Consider the following 14,739-nt stretch of genomic DNA (forward strand, 5'->3'; position numbering starts at 1 on the left):
ACTGCGCCTCGTGTGTTTGCGTTCAGATCATGCCGCTTTGACTTTGCGCGCGCGCTTTTCCATGCCCGCCACGAGCAGCGCGCGCCCCTGTTCCTCGTAGGCCGCGAGTTCGGCGAGCGTCGTGTTCAGATCTTCGAGCTGACGCGTCAGCACTTCGCGATGCGCGGCGATGGTATCGACGAACGCCTGCAACTGCGTCGCGGTGCCGGTCGGCGAATCGTAGAGATCGAGCAGCGTGCGAATTTCCGATAACGTGAAGCCGAGCCGCTTGCCGCGCAATGTGAGCTTCAGGCGCGTCCGGTCGCGTGCCGAATACACGCGGCGCAGGCCGTTCGAGCCTTCGCGACTCGGTGCGAGCAGGCCCTGATCCTCGTAGAAGCGAATGGCGCGCGGCGTGACGTCGAATTCGCGCGCCAGGTCGGTGATCGTGTAATGCGTGGGTTGAGTCATCGCGGGCCGAAAGCGCAAACGCGCGCGCAACGTTAGAATGGACGTTTACGTTATCGTCAACTTCGCCAAAATGCAACGCGGCGCAAACCCGGAGGCACGGACCGAATGAACGCACTCGAACACCAGCTCGATTATGTTTTCGCGGACGCATTGCCCGAGTCCGGCGCCGTCAGGGAAGTCGCGCCGGGTGTGTTGTGGCTGCGCATGCCGCTGCCGTTCGCGCTCGATCACATCAATCTCTGGCTGTTGCGCGACGAGATTGACGGCGTGCAGGGCTGGAGCGTCGTCGATTGCGGCATTTCGAACGACACGATCCGCGCCAACTGGGAACGCATGTTCGATACCGCGCTCGACGGCCTGCCGGTGCTGCGCGTGATCGTCACGCATTGCCATCCGGATCATCTGGGTCTTGCCGACTGGATCTGCAAGGGCGGCGATAAAAAGCGCTGGAACGTGCGCCTGTGGATGTCCCTCGGCGAATACGCGATGGGCCGCGTGATGGGCGCAGGCGACGGTTCCAACGCGGGCGGCGAGCGCGCGGCGGCGCATTTCGCGGCGCATGGTCTCACCGACGAAGCCTCGCTCGATGCACTGCGCAAGCGCGACAGCTATTACCCGACGCTCGTGCCGTCGATTCCGCACGAATATCGCCGCATCCGCAACGGTGACGTGCTTCGTATCGGTTCGCGCAATTGGGAAGTCGTGGCGGGCTACGGTCATTCGCCCGAACATAGCGCGCTCTATTGCGCGGCCGACAAGCTGCTCATTTCCGGCGACATGGTGTTGCCGCGCATCTCGACGAACGTGTCGGTGTTCGCGATCGAGCCGGAAGGCAATCCGCTCGCGCTTTACTTGGAATCGCTCGGGCGCTATGAATCGATGCCCGCCGATACGCTCGCGCTGCCGTCGCACGGCAAACCGTTTCGCGGCGTGCAGACGCGCATCGGGCAATTGCGCGATCATCATCGCGCGCGGCTGGCGGAAGTGCGCGAAGCATGCGCGCAAAAGGCATGCAGCGCAGCGGACATCGTGCCGATCATGTTCAAGCGCAAACTCGACATTCATCAGATGACGTTCGCGCTGGGCGAAGCACTCGCGCATCTGAATTTGCTTTGGCTCGATGGAACGCTCAAGCGCAAGACCGGCGATGACGGTGTGATCCGCTTCTCGCCGGCCTGAAGCGTGCGCTTTATTGAACCGACACGCTGCCGAGATTCAAACGCCCAAACGGACTCACGTTATAACCGCTGACATTTGCGCGCGTGAGCGCGGCGGCAGTCGGATACACAAGCGGAATCCACAGCGCCTGATCGTGGATGATCTTCTGCGCATCGACATACGACTTCGTGCGTTTGGCGACATCGGGCGTGGCCTTGCCGTCGGCGATGAGCTTATCGAGCTGACTGTCGCAGAAGCGCGCGAAGTTGATGCCCGACTTCACCGCGTTACAGCTGAACAGCGGCGACAGATAGTTGTCCGGGTCGCCGTTGTCGCCGGCCCAGCCCATGAACAACATGTCGTGCTGACCTTGCTTGGCTTCCTTGATCAGCTCGCCCCATTCGATGATCTTCACCTGCGCCTTCACGCCGATCTTCGCGAGGTCGGCCTGCAGCAACTCGGCGCCGGCCTTCGGATTCGGATTCAGCACGCTGCCGTTCGGGCGCACCCAGATGGTCGTGTCGAAGCCGTTCGGAAAGCCGGCATCGGCGAGCAGCTTCTTGGCATCGGCGGGTGAATACTTGTACGCCGCGATGTTCTTATCGTAGCTCCACGTATTCGGCGGATACGGATTCACGGCGGGCGTGCCCGTGTTGTCGAAGACCGTCTTCATGTAGGTCGTGCGATCGAACGCCATGTTCAGCGCCTGACGCACTTTCGGATTATCGAGCGGCTTCTTCTGCGTGTTGAGCGCGACGAACGCCGTCATGAACGCGGGCGCCTCGCTCACTTTCAACGCTTTGTCTTTCTTCGCGTCGAGCACGTCTTGCGGCTTCGGAGAGAGCGCGATCTGACATTCGCCCGCCTTGATTTTCTGCGCGCGCACGGCGGCATCGGGCGTGATGGCATAGATCAGCCGATCGATCTTCGGCTTCGCGCCCCAGTACGACGGATTCACGTCATAGCGGATGATCGAATCTTTCGTGTAGCTCTTCAGCACGAACGGGCCGGTGCCGATCGGCTTGCTGTTCAGATCGGTCTGCCGGTTCGCCTTGAGCAGCGTGTCCGCATATTCGGCGGAGTAGATCGACGCGAAGCCCATCGTGAGGATCGGCACGAAGGTCGCGTTCGGTTCGTTCAGTTCGAACTTGACGGTCTGATCATCGACTTTCGACACGGCCTTGATGAGCTTCACGAGCCCCATCGACTGTGCATGCGGAAAGCCGCTCGCGCCGGCGATCTTGTGCCACGGATTGCTGTCCGAGAGCATGCGATCGAAAGTAAAGACGACGTCGTCGGCCGTGAGCGGGCGCGTCGGTTTGAAGTAGTCGGTGCTCTGAAACTGCACGTTCGGACGCAGATGAAACGTGTAGCTCAGGCCGTCGCTGCTGACGTCCCATTTGTCCGCGAGCGAGGGCGCGACTTTCTTCGCGGCTTCGTCGTAGGCGACGAGCGTGTTGAAGATGACATCGGCGGACGCGTTCGTTGTTACGAGCGAATTGAACTGCACGACGTCGAAGCCGTCCGGGCTCGATTCGGTGCAGACGGTGAGGGGCTTCGATAACGCGAGCGCCGGTACAACAAAGATGGCGGCTGCGGCGAAAAGTTTAAGGCGCATGAGATCTCCCGTGATCTTATGGTCACACGATGTTTCGTTTTTGGTTGTTCGTCGAATGGCGTGGCGCGCAGCAAGCGGCGCGCCCGGCGCGGCTAGATTAGCGAATGCGTTCGCTGCCGACAACGATTCGATCGGCATACGCTTATGCGCGACTTGCCCAAATGATGTGCGCCGGGCTAAACTTGCGCCGTCTTTGGGGAGTAGCCTTCCTTCGCGTGCGAAGGAGAACGCGTCAACATCCTCGGCTCTGCTGCCGTGGCGCGTTCGACCGAAACGGTTTGGCGAGACCATCGATGCGCTATGTCGTTCCTGGCCGGACGGCGCTTGGCGCATCGTGGTTCGCTCGACGTCCGGCTTTGGAATCATCGTGTCCCCACAACTACAACATCCTCTTCTTTCGCGCGCGCATGTGTGCCTGCCCGCGCTCCTTTCTCGTCGATTCATGCGAGGTGCCGCATGACGATGCTCTTCCTCGAACTCGCGCTGATGCTCGCGATCATCCTGATTGCATCGGAGTTGTTCACAAATGCGCTCGAACATCTCGGCGAACGGCTCGGCATATCCGAAGGCGTGACCGGATCGCTTTTCGCGGCGGTCGGCACGGCGTTACCCGAGACGACGGTGCCGATCATCGCATTGCTCGGCGGCACGACCAGTCGCGCGGTCAACGAGGAGATCGGCGTCGGCGCGATTCTCGGCGCGCCGCTGATGCTCGCAACGCTCTCCACGTGCCTCATGACGGTCGCGATTCTCAAGTCGCGCGGCTTGCGTGGCCGGATCATGCCGGAGCGCAGCGGCTTCACGCGCGATCTCAACTTCTTTTTGATCGCATTCCTGATTGCCTGTGCCGCGATGTTCGTGCCGCATCATGCGTGGGAAGTGCGCGCGTTGTTCGCGGTCGGGCTCGTCGCGCTTTATATCGTGTATGTGATTTCGACCTTCAAGGCGTCGGCGAGTCTCGTCGAAAGCGGGCATGCGACGGAGGCGCCGGACGCGTTGTTCGTCTCGCGCGTCGGATTGCCGACGACGCTCGGCACGATCATCCTGCAATTCCTGATCGGCATCGTGTTGCTGGTGGGCGGCGCGAAAGGCTTCATTCACGGCGTGGAAGGCGTGTCCAGTGCGCTCGGGATTTCCGCGTTGCTGCTGTCGCTCATCATCATTCCGATTGCAACCGAATTGCCGGAAAAGGTGAACAGCATTCTGTGGGCGCGCCGCGGCAAAGATACGCTCGCGTTCGGCAATATCACCGGGGCGATGGTGTTTCAGGGCACGTTGCTGCCGGGCATCGGCATCATGTTGACGCCGTGGGAACCGCGCGTGGAAGTGCTGACCGGCGTGCTGATCACGCTCGCGGCCGCGGCGTGGCTGCGCTTCAACGCGAAGGCCAATGGCGTTGCGCTCTGGGCGTTGTTGGGGAACGGCGTGTTGTATGCCGTTTATCTCGCGCTGACGCTCGGGCGTTGAAACTAGGGCGTTGAAACTCGGGCGATGAAAATAAGAATGCCCGCCGAAGCGGGCATCAAGAGCGAAGCAGCGCGCCTTGAAGCGGCGCGTTGTTCTTGTTGTTCTTAGAAGAGTTATCGGCGCGTGCGGGGAAAACTTTAGAAGCGCGCGGCCTGATGATATCGGCTGGCGGCTTGCGCGCCTTCCATCGAACGGCGATACGTCGTCGCGAGCGAGGTTTGTGCGTCGCGCGCGCGCGCGGCGACCGCGTCGATGCTCGCCTGAATCTTGCGGATGATCTCGAGCGCCGCGGCCGGTTGTTCGGCCTGAATCGCCATCACGAGCGGCGCGCGCACATCCGCGAGTTCGGCGGCGCGCGCCCAGTCTTCCTGGCCCACCGCTTCTTCGATCGCCTCGGTCAGCGACCACGCGTTTTGAATCAGATCGTGCTGGTTCATGGTTCCGTTCATCGCTTATGGATACTTCGGTTACTTCGAGTTCGTGGCCAGCGCGCCCGCGCTGTTGTTGCCGCCGAAGAGCTGCGTGAGATAGTTCGATTGCGTCGACATTTGCGACATCAGCGCATTGAGCGCGGTGAACTGCGCGTTATAAGCCGTCGTCAATTGCGCGGTGTAGGACGTGAGCTGCGTTTGCTGATCGGCGATGCTGGTGAGATCGTCGTTGAGCGCGGTCGTGCGCGTGTCGATGATGCCGCCCGTCTGCAAGAACGACGTGAGGCTCGTGTTCAATTGCGCCGCGACGCCGTTGGTCGAATTGAACAGCGACGCGATCTTGCCCGAGCTGTTCGTGAGCGCATCGGTGAGCGCGTCTTCGTCGGTCTTCAGCGTGCCGTCCGGCTGCAACGCAATGCCGATCGACGCGAGGTTGACCTGACTCGTGCCCGAGCCGACTGCCTTGCTGATCGTGCTTGCAATCGTGTTCTTGATCGTGTTCATCATCGAGTCGCCGAGCAGCGCGCCGCCCTGCGAGCCCTTGGCCTGCGTCGAATCGAACGACGTCAGCGACTGCGCCGTGCTGATGAAGTTGTTGTACGCCGTGACGAACGATTCGATTGCCGTCTTCTGACCGGCGACGTCCTGAGCGATCGAGAGCGTCTGAGTCGTACCGACCGAGTCCGACGTGAGCGTCATCGTCACGCCGGTGATCGCGTCCTTGATCGAGTTGGTCGCGCTCGACACGGCCGTTCCCGCCACCGTCAGATTTGCGTCCTGGCCGGCCGTGCTTTGCGTCCAGCCGGCCGTGTTGTCGATCGTCGTGCGCGCGGGCGTGGTGATCGTCTTGGTCGAGTCGTTGGGATCGGGCGCCGTGCTCGCAGCGACGGTCGTCGTGTTGACGGCGAGCTTGTTCAGCGCCGAGCTGCTGTCGTCGGCATTGACCGCGATGTTGATGCCGTTCGAAAGACCCGTCGACGAGGAGCGCAGCACGAGGTGCGCGCCGTCCGTGCCGTTGACGATGGTCGCGGTGACGCCCGGATTGTCGGACGCCGAGTTGATCGCCGAGGCAATGCCCGACAGCGTGTTGTTGGTGCTGTCGATCTTGATCGTGCTGGTCTTGCCGTTCACGTTGAGCGTCATCGAGCCGGTGCCGAGCGTATCGGTCGACTTGAAGGCGCCGGACGTGAGCGACTGCGCCGTCGCGATGTTCTGCACGTTCACCGCATAGCTGCCCGCGACCGCGCCGGTGCTGGCGGTAGCCGTGAGCCCCTTGCCGTCGGCCGTTGCCGTGAAGGCGGAAAGGGTCGTGCCGTTCGCGAGATTCGTGATCGAGCTTTGCAGCAGCGAAAGAATCGACTTCAACGTGCCGATCGCGGTGAGCTGCGTGTTGTCGGCCGTTTTCTTGTTGTTGAGCGCGTCGGTCTGACCCGCGACCTTCGCGTTGACGATCGCGCTGACGAGCGAGTTCACGTCCATCGTGGAATTCGTCGAACCACTGATGATCGACTGCGCGGCCTGCTGGACGGCGCTGTTTGGATCGACAGTCGAACTCGATGTCGTGGCTACGGTGGTCATGTGCGCTCCGGTCGTGATGCTTCGCGATCGTGTGAAATTGGGCGGAAGCGAGGCTTCCGTGAGGCTTCCATAAAACGCGCACAGGGAGACGAGCTCCCGGTGCGCTGACTGCGGTACTTCTGCTGCATGATTCGATTACATCCGGCGCGCATCCTGCTGATGTTGCGCGCCGGTTGCTGCATCGGCCGTGTTGCTTAGCCGAGGAGCTTCAGAACCTGCTGGGGCATCGAGTTCGCTTGAGCCAGCACCGAGATACCAGCTTGTTGCAGCACTTGAGCCTTCGACAGATTCGCCGTTTCCTGCGCGAAGTTCGCGTCGGTGATTTGCGACTGAGCCGAGGACAGATTGGTCGACTGCGCCGTTTGCGTGGCGGCGATCGACGAGAAGCGGTTCTGTGCTGCGCCGAGGTCAGCCTGGATGCCGTTGACCGAGTTCAGCGCGTTGTCGATTGCTTCGATAGCCTGGTTGGCGCCAGCGGTCGTGCTGATGTCGATATCGGCGACGCGCGGCGGCACGTTGGCGCTGTTCGCGAGGCTGATGCCGGCGGATGCAGCCTTGCCGTTCGTCGAGATGTTCGTCGTGGCCGTACCGATGGTCGCTTGCAGTGCGAGCGCGCCGCCGGCAGTCGTCGTGGCTGCGGTGCCCGTGCCGAAGAGTGCGTTTTGCGCGCTGGTCGACAGGCTGTTGCCGTCCTGGTCGGCGAACGAGAAGCCGCCTGCGCCGTCGGACTTGACGACCACCGAGGTGATCGTTGCGCCGCTTTCGTTTGCCGCGATGAAACCGCCGCTGCTGTCGAGGCTCAGGCCCGAGATCGTGCCGAGAACCTGACCGCTCGTTGCACGGCCGGCGACGGTCGAACCGTTGGCCGCGTTCGCGCTGTTGATCGCGGAAACGGCTGCCGACACGTTCGCGCTCGCAGCTGCCGGAACGCTGGTGATGTTGCCGAGTGCGCCCGTCGATGCGCCTTGCAGCGTCAGTGCCGTGCCTGCGCCGGCGGTGGCGGTGCCGAACAGCGACGTCACGGCCGTGTTCGACAGCGCGACGTTGTTCTGGTCGGTGAACTTGAAGCCGCCCTTGCCGTCAGCGAGCACGTTGATCGACGTGACCGACGGCTTCGCGCCGTTGGTCGTCGCAGCGCCCGAGGAGTCGAGCGACAGACCCGACAGCGTGGCGACTTGCGAACCCGAAGCGAGCAGGCCGGTGCCGAGCTTGGCGGCCGACACGCTGTGGCTCATGTCGATCGAGATCGTCTGACCGACGTTCGCGCCGACCTGGAACGTCACTTGACCGGCGGTGCCGTCGAGCACGTTGGTGCCGTTGTACGTGGTTTGCGAAGCAATACGGTTCACTTCGGCGATACGCTGCGTCACTTCCTTTTGCAGCGCGGCCTGGTCGCTCGGCGACAGCGAGCCGGTCGCCGATTGCACGGCCAGCTGGCGGATACGTTGCAGGTTGTCCGTGATCTGCGAGAGACCGCTCGATGCCGTCTGGGTCATCGACACGCCGTCGTTCGCGTTCGAGATGCCTTGGTTCAGGCCGTTGATCTGCGACGTCATGCGCGATGCGATCGCCTGACCTGCAGCATCGTCCGCTGCGCTGTTGATCCGCTTGCCGGACGACAGGCGCGTGATTGCCGACGACAGCGCGCTTTGCGTGCCGTTGAGGTTTTGCTGAGCGATCAGCGAGTTGATGTTGCTATTGATACCGATCATTTATTCTCTCCAGTCTTGCTGGCCGTTCGTTGAATGAACAACGCCTGTTTGGCGGAAGCGACGTCATTGCTGGCCGCTTGTTTAGGTTTTCGGCCCGGGTCCGGGAAACTTTAGACAGATTGATCGCTTGTTGATGCAGGGCGCGCGGGCAGCCCGTGCGCGCGGCCTGCGCGCGCGGCAATCGCCCCTTCAGTGGGCAACGGCCGGCAGTTCCACGGTGCGAGGCGTTTCGCCGGCGCACCAGCGTCGCCACATGGTTCTGAGCGATGCCGCGAGGCCCGCGGAAATCACGTCTGCATTGAAGGAAGGAGACAGCGCGCAGCGCTCACGCATGCCCGCACGCAGTTGCGCGAGTTCGTTCGGATGGTTCGCCCAGTAGACGCCCTTGGCGACGAAGTCGGCTTCATCGTTCGCCACGAAGGCATCGAGTCCGGCGTGCGACAGCGCGGACATGCTGCCCCGGCTCGCCACGAGCGGCCCGGGCAGCGTGAGCGTCGGGACGCCCATCCACATCGACTGAAAGGTTGTGACGCCGCCGGCCCACGGAAAGGTGTCGAGATTGATATCGACTTGATGATGCTGCTGGAGATACACCGGAAGCGCCGCGCGCGGACGGAAATCCAGTCGAGCGCGCTCGATGCCCTCGCTGGCGAACCATTCGGCGATCTGCTCGTGTTTGCCGTCGTTCGGCATGGCGGCCAGTTGCATGCGCGCAGTCGGCACGGCGTGCAGCAGTTTCGACCAAAGTTTGATCGCGGCGGGCCGCACCTTGTTCACGCGGTTGAAGCTGCCGAAGGTCACGTAGCCATTGTGCAAAGCCGGAAGCGCGTTGACAGGCGGCGCGAGCAGCTCGGGTTGAAAGCAGGCGTAAGCCGGCAGATAGGCGATCTTTTCGGTGAACTGCCGGGCGGCGGCTTCGTTCGGCACGTAATAGCGGTCGGCGATGTAATAGTCCATCGCCTGCAGCCCGGTCGTGTTGAGATATCCCATCCAGCTGGCTTGTATGGGCGCCGGCTTGCGTGCGAAGGTCATCAGGCGATTGCGTGCCGTGTGCCCCGAGAGGTCGATCAGGATATCGATGCCGTCGTCCTGAATTTTCCGTGCGAGCAGTTCGTCGCTCATGCCGGCGACGGAATGCCAGTTCGGCACGGCGCGTTGCATGCGAGCGGTGACTTCATCCTCGATCGTATGGTTCGAATAGGCGTGAACGATGATCGACGGGTCGCGCGTGAGATGCGTGATAACGGCCTCGACGAACGCAGTGACAGGGTGACGGATGAAATCGCCCGACACGAAGCCGACGTTCAGACGCCGCTCCGGATCCCGATTGTTGCGATGACGCGGCCACGACGCGCGCAGCGGCGCTTCGCACATCTCGCCGAAATAAGCGTGGTCGGCGAAGACCGCGGCCGGATCGACGTCGTCCTTATGGGTGAGGCAAAAGAGCAGCGCTTCGTGCACATGCGGTGCGCGCGGGTTCAATGCGAGCGCCCGGCGACCATGCTGTTCGGCCTCGGCGATCCTTCCGGCTTCCAGCAGCGCGATGGCGAGCGTGCTGTGCCCATTCGCGAAATCGGGCGTCAACTCGACCGCCTTTTGTAATGCCGCGAGCGCTTCCTCCAGTCGCCCGAGATCCTGCAGCGTCATGCCGAGGATCCGGTGCACCTCGGCATAGTCGGGACGCGCCGCCAGAATCTCGCGACATTCCTGCTCCGCTTCCTGCGCGCGGCCCTGAAGCCTGAGCGAGTCCGACAAGACGCGGCGGATTTCCATTTCGCCCGGCTCGAACTGTTTCGCCGTCTGCAGCGCGCCGATCGCCTCGACCGTTTTCCCCGATTGATGCAGCAGGATGCCGAGCACTTTCCATCCGAGGAAGTAGTTCGGATATTCGATGGTCATCGAATGTGCCAGCGCAAGCGCTTCTTCGACGCGTGCCTGATTGAAGTAAGTCGTCAGCTGGCTGATTTGCTGGCGGGACGGCTTGCTCGCAGCGGATGCGTTCGTTGCGGTCGTTGCGCTCGTGGCGACTTCGGCGGGCGCCGGGACGGTCATCGGCTGGGTCGCGCTTTCGTGCAGCGTCGCAGTTTGAGCGCCTTGCGGCGCTTCCGCCTTCGCGGCCTCGATCGCGGTGAGCCGCACGATCAGCGTGTCGATGGCCGGTCCGCGCAGGCCCTGCTTCTGCGCCATTTCGAGCGCGAGCCATGCAGCGGCTGACTGCCCCGACTGCGCCAACGCATCGACGTAACTGGCCCAGTACTGCCCCTCGTCCGGCTGCGCGCCGATGGCCGCTTCCAGGCGCGCAATCGCCGATTGCGGGTCGCCGCGCTGCATGCGCAGCACGCCCAGGTTGTAATTCGCGATTGCGTGCGCGGGTGCGGCGTCGAGCACGATTCCGTACAGTGCTTCGGCTTCGTCGAGTTGCTGGGCGCCGTGTTGCTCGATGGCGGCGCCGAGGACTTCGGCGAGCGCATCCTCGAAGTCCGGCTCGGAGGCGGCGGACGGGGCAGAGTTGAGTTCGATCGAAGTTGTCATGAATGCACTGGCGGTATCCTTGGGTTGACGGAATTATCGGCCGCCCCATTCATTCCTAAAGGACGGAACTGAGTGGCAAATGACCACCTGTTCGCGCGATGCACGCGCCCGGAACGGCGATTGCGCCGCCGCCCGGCGTGGCCTTCGCCGGGCAGACCTTTTCATCGGAGCACACATGCAGACACGCAGTATCGGCACATCGGAAATCAAAGTCGCGCCGCTCGTTTTCGGCGGCAACGTGTTCGGCTGGACCGCCGACGAGCGCACGTCGTTCTCGATCCTCGACGCGTTCGTCGATCACGGCCTCGACTTCATCGACACGGCGGACGTCTATTCCGCCTGGGTCGACGGACATCACGGCGGCGAGTCGGAGACGATCATCGGCAAGTGGTTCAAAGAAAGCGGCAAGCGCCATCGCGTGGTGCTCGCGACGAAGGTCGGCAAGCTGAGCACGCGCGCGGGACTATCGGCGGCGAATATCACGTCCGCCGTCGACGATTCGCTGCGGCGTCTCAAGACCGATTACATCGACGTCTATTTCTCCCATTTCGACGACGAGAACACGCCGCTCGACGAAACGCTCGCCACGTATCAGACGCTCATCAAGGCGGGGAAGGTGAGGGTGATCGGCGCGTCGAACTACACGGGCGAGCGGCTCGATGCGGCGCTCAAGACCGCGAAGGATTCGGGCTTGCCGGCCTATCAGATCCTTCAGCCCGAATACAACCTGTACGACCGAGAAGCTTACGAAACCGGTCTCGAACCCGTCGCGGAGCAGCACGGAATCGCGGTCGTGCCTTACTACGCGCTGGCGAGCGGCTTTCTGTCGGGCAAGTACCGGTCGAAGGCAGACACGCAGCACAAGGCGCGCGGCTCGCGCGTGGAAAAATACCTCGACGCGCGGGGGCTCAGAATTCTCGACGCCCTCGACGAAGTCGCGAAGCGCCACGACACGACGCCCGCCACGATCGCCATCGCGTGGCTGATCGCGCGCCCGAGCGTGACGGCGCCGATCGCAAGCGCAACGTCGGTCGCCCAGCTCGAAAGCCTCGCGGCCGCAACGCGCCTGACACTCGCCGGCGAAGACGTGCAACATCTCGACGAAGCCAGCTCGTGGCAGAAATGAGGCAGAAATGAGGCAGAAATGAGGCAGAGATAAGGCAGAAATAAATCTGTTGCATCAAGGAGTTGGATGGGCCGGGGTGGTTGGCAACGGCGCGGTGTTCTGGTAACATCGCGCCCGAATCGAGAAATGTGCCCGATTTTCTGCCTTCGCCGCTGAAAGTGACACCGTCATTTGCCTGCGTCGAACGGCCTCGAAATGCGCGTTCAGGTCCTTCCTTGGAAGGCGCAAGCCGCTTCGGCGGTTGAATCCCAACTCTCTCTTTTCCGGCCTCCGTGGCCGCTTTGCTCGTGTCCGCCGTGCCGTTTCGCTTTCGGCGGACGATCGGAGTGCCGGGGCGCGGCGGTTTTGTCGTCGCGCACTTAGAAATACGTTTAGCAAAACAGGATTTACATGACCACTATCGTCCTCAAAGAAAACGAGCCGTTCGATGTCGCGATTCGGCGTTTCCGCCGCACCATCGAGCGCAATGGCCTGATCGCCGAACTGCGCGAGCGCCAGTCGTACGAAAAGCCGACCACCGAGCGCAAGCGCAAGAAGGCAGCCGCCGTCGCGCGTCTGCGTAAGCGTCTGCGCAGCCAGATGCTGCCGAAGAAGATGCACTAAGCGTGCATTGAGTCTTTGCGGCTGGCGAAGATCCGCCTTCGCCGGCCAAGCAAAACGGCGGTGCGACCCATCTGGGCGCACCGCCGTTTTGCTTGGCTTCCTGTTTTGCTTTTTGCTTGGCTTTTTGCTTCGGACTGCCGCAGTTGCCGGCTTAGACGAATGCGTGCCGTCGGCCGAGCGCTGCGAGCAGATGCGGCCATTCGGTGACGTCGGAATCGTCGTGAACCTGTTCAAGCTCGATGAGCAGATCGATGATATTGGGATCGTACGCGTTCACGTTCGACGCAAAGAGCGCCCGCAGCAGATCGCCGTCCTGCGCATGCCGGTAGTACGAAATGCCGACGCCTTCGAGCGCGGGCTGATACAGGTCGTCGCGCAGGAGCGAGCCGATCGCGCACTTGCGGCCTTCCGGACTGCGCAGCCGGCACGAACCGTTGTCGTCTTCCGAGACCGCGCGCTGCATCAGCAAGTGCGAACTCACGCGCTCGTAGATGTCCTTCGGGCTCAACATCGTGATAGGGCTCAACATCACAGCACCTGCGTTTTCAAGCAGCCGTTTTCAAAAGCTCGGCGGAAAGGCCGAACTGACGCGCGATCGACGTGAGACGCTCGCGCCATTCCCATTTGCCGAAGACGTCATGGACGTTCTGCAGGCATGAGAGCAATTCGACGGTATTGGGATCGAACACGTTGATGCGTGCACGAAGCAGCGCGCGCTTGAGCGCCGCGACACCGACATCCATGTAAGCCGGCACCAGTTCGGGCGGTTTCGCGATGAAGCGGATGGGCACGCCTTCCATGGCGGTGACATAGTCGCGCGGCTTGATGAAACGACCGACGGGGCAGCCGCCGCAGTATCCGCGATACGCGCCGCCTCCGTGGGGCAGCAATGCCGCCTGCCCTTGCACGAATAGATGCTGTACTGCGCTGTTGAAAATCTCCTGATGGGTCAGGAAGTTCAAGCTTTTCATGATCTTCTCCCCTGCGCCCCTGCGCAGCGGCCATGCGTTAGATATTCGAGAAACTGCGCTTGCCTTAACCGGTGCGGCGGCGTCGTCGCGAAAATCCGCAACCTGAATAAACGCTTGCCGCCCGGACACTGCATCGAGCACGGCGGTTTTCCCGGCCTGGGCGCCCGGTCTCATGGCGCCCTGTGTGCTCGCGTCGGATTTCTGCACTCAATGAACGATCCGTACACCGCCATTTATAACGGGTTGGTCCGGTAAAAAGGTGCGCCAGCGCACGCGAGGAAGCCATTTTTACACGGACCGCACGTTCGTGCAGTGCGGAAAACCCGCCGAAAACCCTTTCAGATCGGGCATTTGGGCGTGCTTCACTGCAAAAAAATCGGCTTCTATCGGGATATACCCTGGGTCACTGCGTTTGCACTCAAGTATGTTGTCAAAAAGCAAAAATCTTTCACATAGGAATGACCTCAATCCGTAGATTTGACTGACTTCTTCGGTTTTGTCTTAGGTTTTCCTCGGGACAGGCAGTTCGCGGCGTGATCGTTGACCATGCCGGTGGCCTGCATGAACGCGTAGCAAATGGTCGTGCCGATGAACTTGCAGCCGTATTTCTTGAGTGCTTTGCTCAATGCATCGGACTCCGGCGTAGAGGCGGGCGTCGGATGCTTCGCGTCGCGTGGCGTATCGATGGGCGCCGCGCCGACGAACGACCACACGAAGTCGGCGAACGAGCCGTGTTCCTGCTGGATCTGCTTGACCGCGCGCGCATTGAGCACGGCCGATTCGATCTTTGCCCGGTTGCGCACGATGCGCGCGTCCTGCACGATCCGCTCGACATCCTTTTCCGTGAAGCGCGCCACTTTGTCGATGTCGAAGTTCGCGAACAGCGCGCGATAACCTTCGCGCTTGTTGAGAATGGTCGACCACGAAAGGCCCGCCTGCGCGCCTTCGAGAATGAGCATCTCGAACAGATGCTGATCGTCGTGCGAGGGCACGCCCCATTCGTGGTCGTGATACTGGATCATCGCGTCGGTGGTGGCCCACGCGCAGCGAGTCTGTTCGGTTTCTGCCATTGTGCGTTCCCGTCATTTTTGGA

General features: G+C 62.1%; 13 protein-coding genes and 1 riboswitch. Of the genes, 4 read left to right on the plus strand and 9 right to left on the minus strand.

All coding sequences use genetic code 11. The annotated features are described in order from the left end of the window. Positions 1–27: 27 nt before the first annotated feature. On the minus strand, positions 28–450 hold the full coding sequence (locus BRPE64_RS00495) for a MerR family transcriptional regulator (protein WP_044041854.1): 423 nt from the start codon (positions 448–450) through the stop codon (positions 28–30). 105 nt (positions 451–555) lie between these two features. Between BRPE64_RS00495 and BRPE64_RS00500 the strand changes: the two genes are divergently transcribed. Then, positions 556–1,629, plus strand: coding sequence for an MBL fold metallo-hydrolase (locus BRPE64_RS00500; protein ID WP_016344025.1), 1,074 nt, complete (start codon positions 556–558; stop codon positions 1,627–1,629). 10 nt (positions 1,630–1,639) lie between these two features. Here BRPE64_RS00500 and BRPE64_RS00505 read toward each other — a convergent pair whose 3' ends face one another. Beyond that, entirely contained in the window at positions 1,640–3,226 is a 1,587-nt protein-coding gene (locus BRPE64_RS00505) for an ABC transporter substrate-binding protein (RefSeq protein WP_044041855.1), read from the minus strand. A gap of 181 nt (positions 3,227–3,407) precedes the next feature. Next, a riboswitch (yybP-ykoY riboswitch) is annotated at positions 3,408–3,577 on the plus strand. A 105-nt stretch (positions 3,578–3,682) separates the two neighbouring features. Between BRPE64_RS00505 and BRPE64_RS00510 the strand changes: the two genes are divergently transcribed. After that, complete coding sequence (locus tag BRPE64_RS00510) at positions 3,683–4,693, plus strand: sodium:calcium antiporter (RefSeq protein ID WP_016344027.1); 1,011 nt, start codon at positions 3,683–3,685, stop codon at positions 4,691–4,693. A gap of 137 nt (positions 4,694–4,830) precedes the next feature. Here BRPE64_RS00510 and BRPE64_RS00515 read toward each other — a convergent pair whose 3' ends face one another. From BRPE64_RS00515 to BRPE64_RS00530, 4 genes are all read right to left on the minus strand, one after another. Beyond that, positions 4,831–5,130, minus strand: a complete 300-nt coding sequence (locus tag BRPE64_RS00515; protein ID WP_044041856.1) for a hypothetical protein — start codon at positions 5,128–5,130, stop codon at positions 4,831–4,833. A gap of 30 nt (positions 5,131–5,160) precedes the next feature. Continuing rightward, positions 5,161–6,702 carry a flagellar filament capping protein FliD gene (gene fliD, locus BRPE64_RS00520; RefSeq protein WP_016344029.1) on the minus strand — a complete coding sequence of 514 codons (1,542 nt, stop codon included), beginning with the start codon at positions 6,700–6,702 and terminating at the stop codon, positions 5,161–5,163. A 194-nt stretch (positions 6,703–6,896) separates the two neighbouring features. Then, on the minus strand, positions 6,897–8,414 hold the full coding sequence (locus BRPE64_RS00525; RefSeq protein ID WP_016344030.1) for a flagellin N-terminal helical domain-containing protein: 1,518 nt from the start codon (positions 8,412–8,414) through the stop codon (positions 6,897–6,899). A 189-nt stretch (positions 8,415–8,603) separates the two neighbouring features. Continuing rightward, positions 8,604–10,946 (minus strand): tetratricopeptide repeat protein, encoded by a 2,343-nt coding sequence (locus BRPE64_RS00530; RefSeq protein ID WP_016344031.1) that lies wholly within the window; start codon positions 10,944–10,946, stop codon positions 8,604–8,606. 175 nt (positions 10,947–11,121) lie between these two features. Here BRPE64_RS00530 and BRPE64_RS00535 point away from each other — a divergent pair, with 175 nt between their 5' ends. Beyond that, complete coding sequence (locus tag BRPE64_RS00535) at positions 11,122–12,072, plus strand: aldo/keto reductase (RefSeq protein ID WP_016344032.1); 951 nt, start codon at positions 11,122–11,124, stop codon at positions 12,070–12,072. A gap of 390 nt (positions 12,073–12,462) precedes the next feature. Continuing rightward, positions 12,463–12,675: a 30S ribosomal protein S21 gene (gene rpsU, locus BRPE64_RS00540; protein ID WP_008351904.1), complete on the plus strand. Its 213-nt coding sequence runs from the start codon at positions 12,463–12,465 to the stop codon at positions 12,673–12,675. 151 nt (positions 12,676–12,826) lie between these two features. On the opposite strand, the gene BRPE64_RS00545 is transcribed toward rpsU, so the two are convergent. From BRPE64_RS00545 to BRPE64_RS00555, 3 genes are all read right to left on the minus strand, one after another. Further along, the gene (locus tag BRPE64_RS00545) at positions 12,827–13,204 is read right to left on the minus strand and encodes a hypothetical protein (protein ID WP_232519188.1); all 378 of its coding nucleotides are present in this window, start codon (positions 13,202–13,204) and stop codon (positions 12,827–12,829) included. Between the two features lie 16 nt (positions 13,205–13,220). Beyond that, positions 13,221–13,646, minus strand: coding sequence for a hypothetical protein (locus tag BRPE64_RS00550; RefSeq protein ID WP_016344034.1), 426 nt, complete (start codon positions 13,644–13,646; stop codon positions 13,221–13,223). 464 nt (positions 13,647–14,110) lie between these two features. Next, positions 14,111–14,716 (minus strand): DNA-3-methyladenine glycosylase I, encoded by a 606-nt coding sequence (locus BRPE64_RS00555; RefSeq protein WP_044041022.1) that lies wholly within the window; start codon positions 14,714–14,716, stop codon positions 14,111–14,113. Between the last annotated feature and the right edge of the window lie 23 nt (positions 14,717–14,739).

It is taken from the genome of Caballeronia insecticola (assembly GCF_000402035.1).
GTDB lineage: Bacteria > Pseudomonadota > Gammaproteobacteria > Burkholderiales > Burkholderiaceae > Caballeronia > Caballeronia insecticola.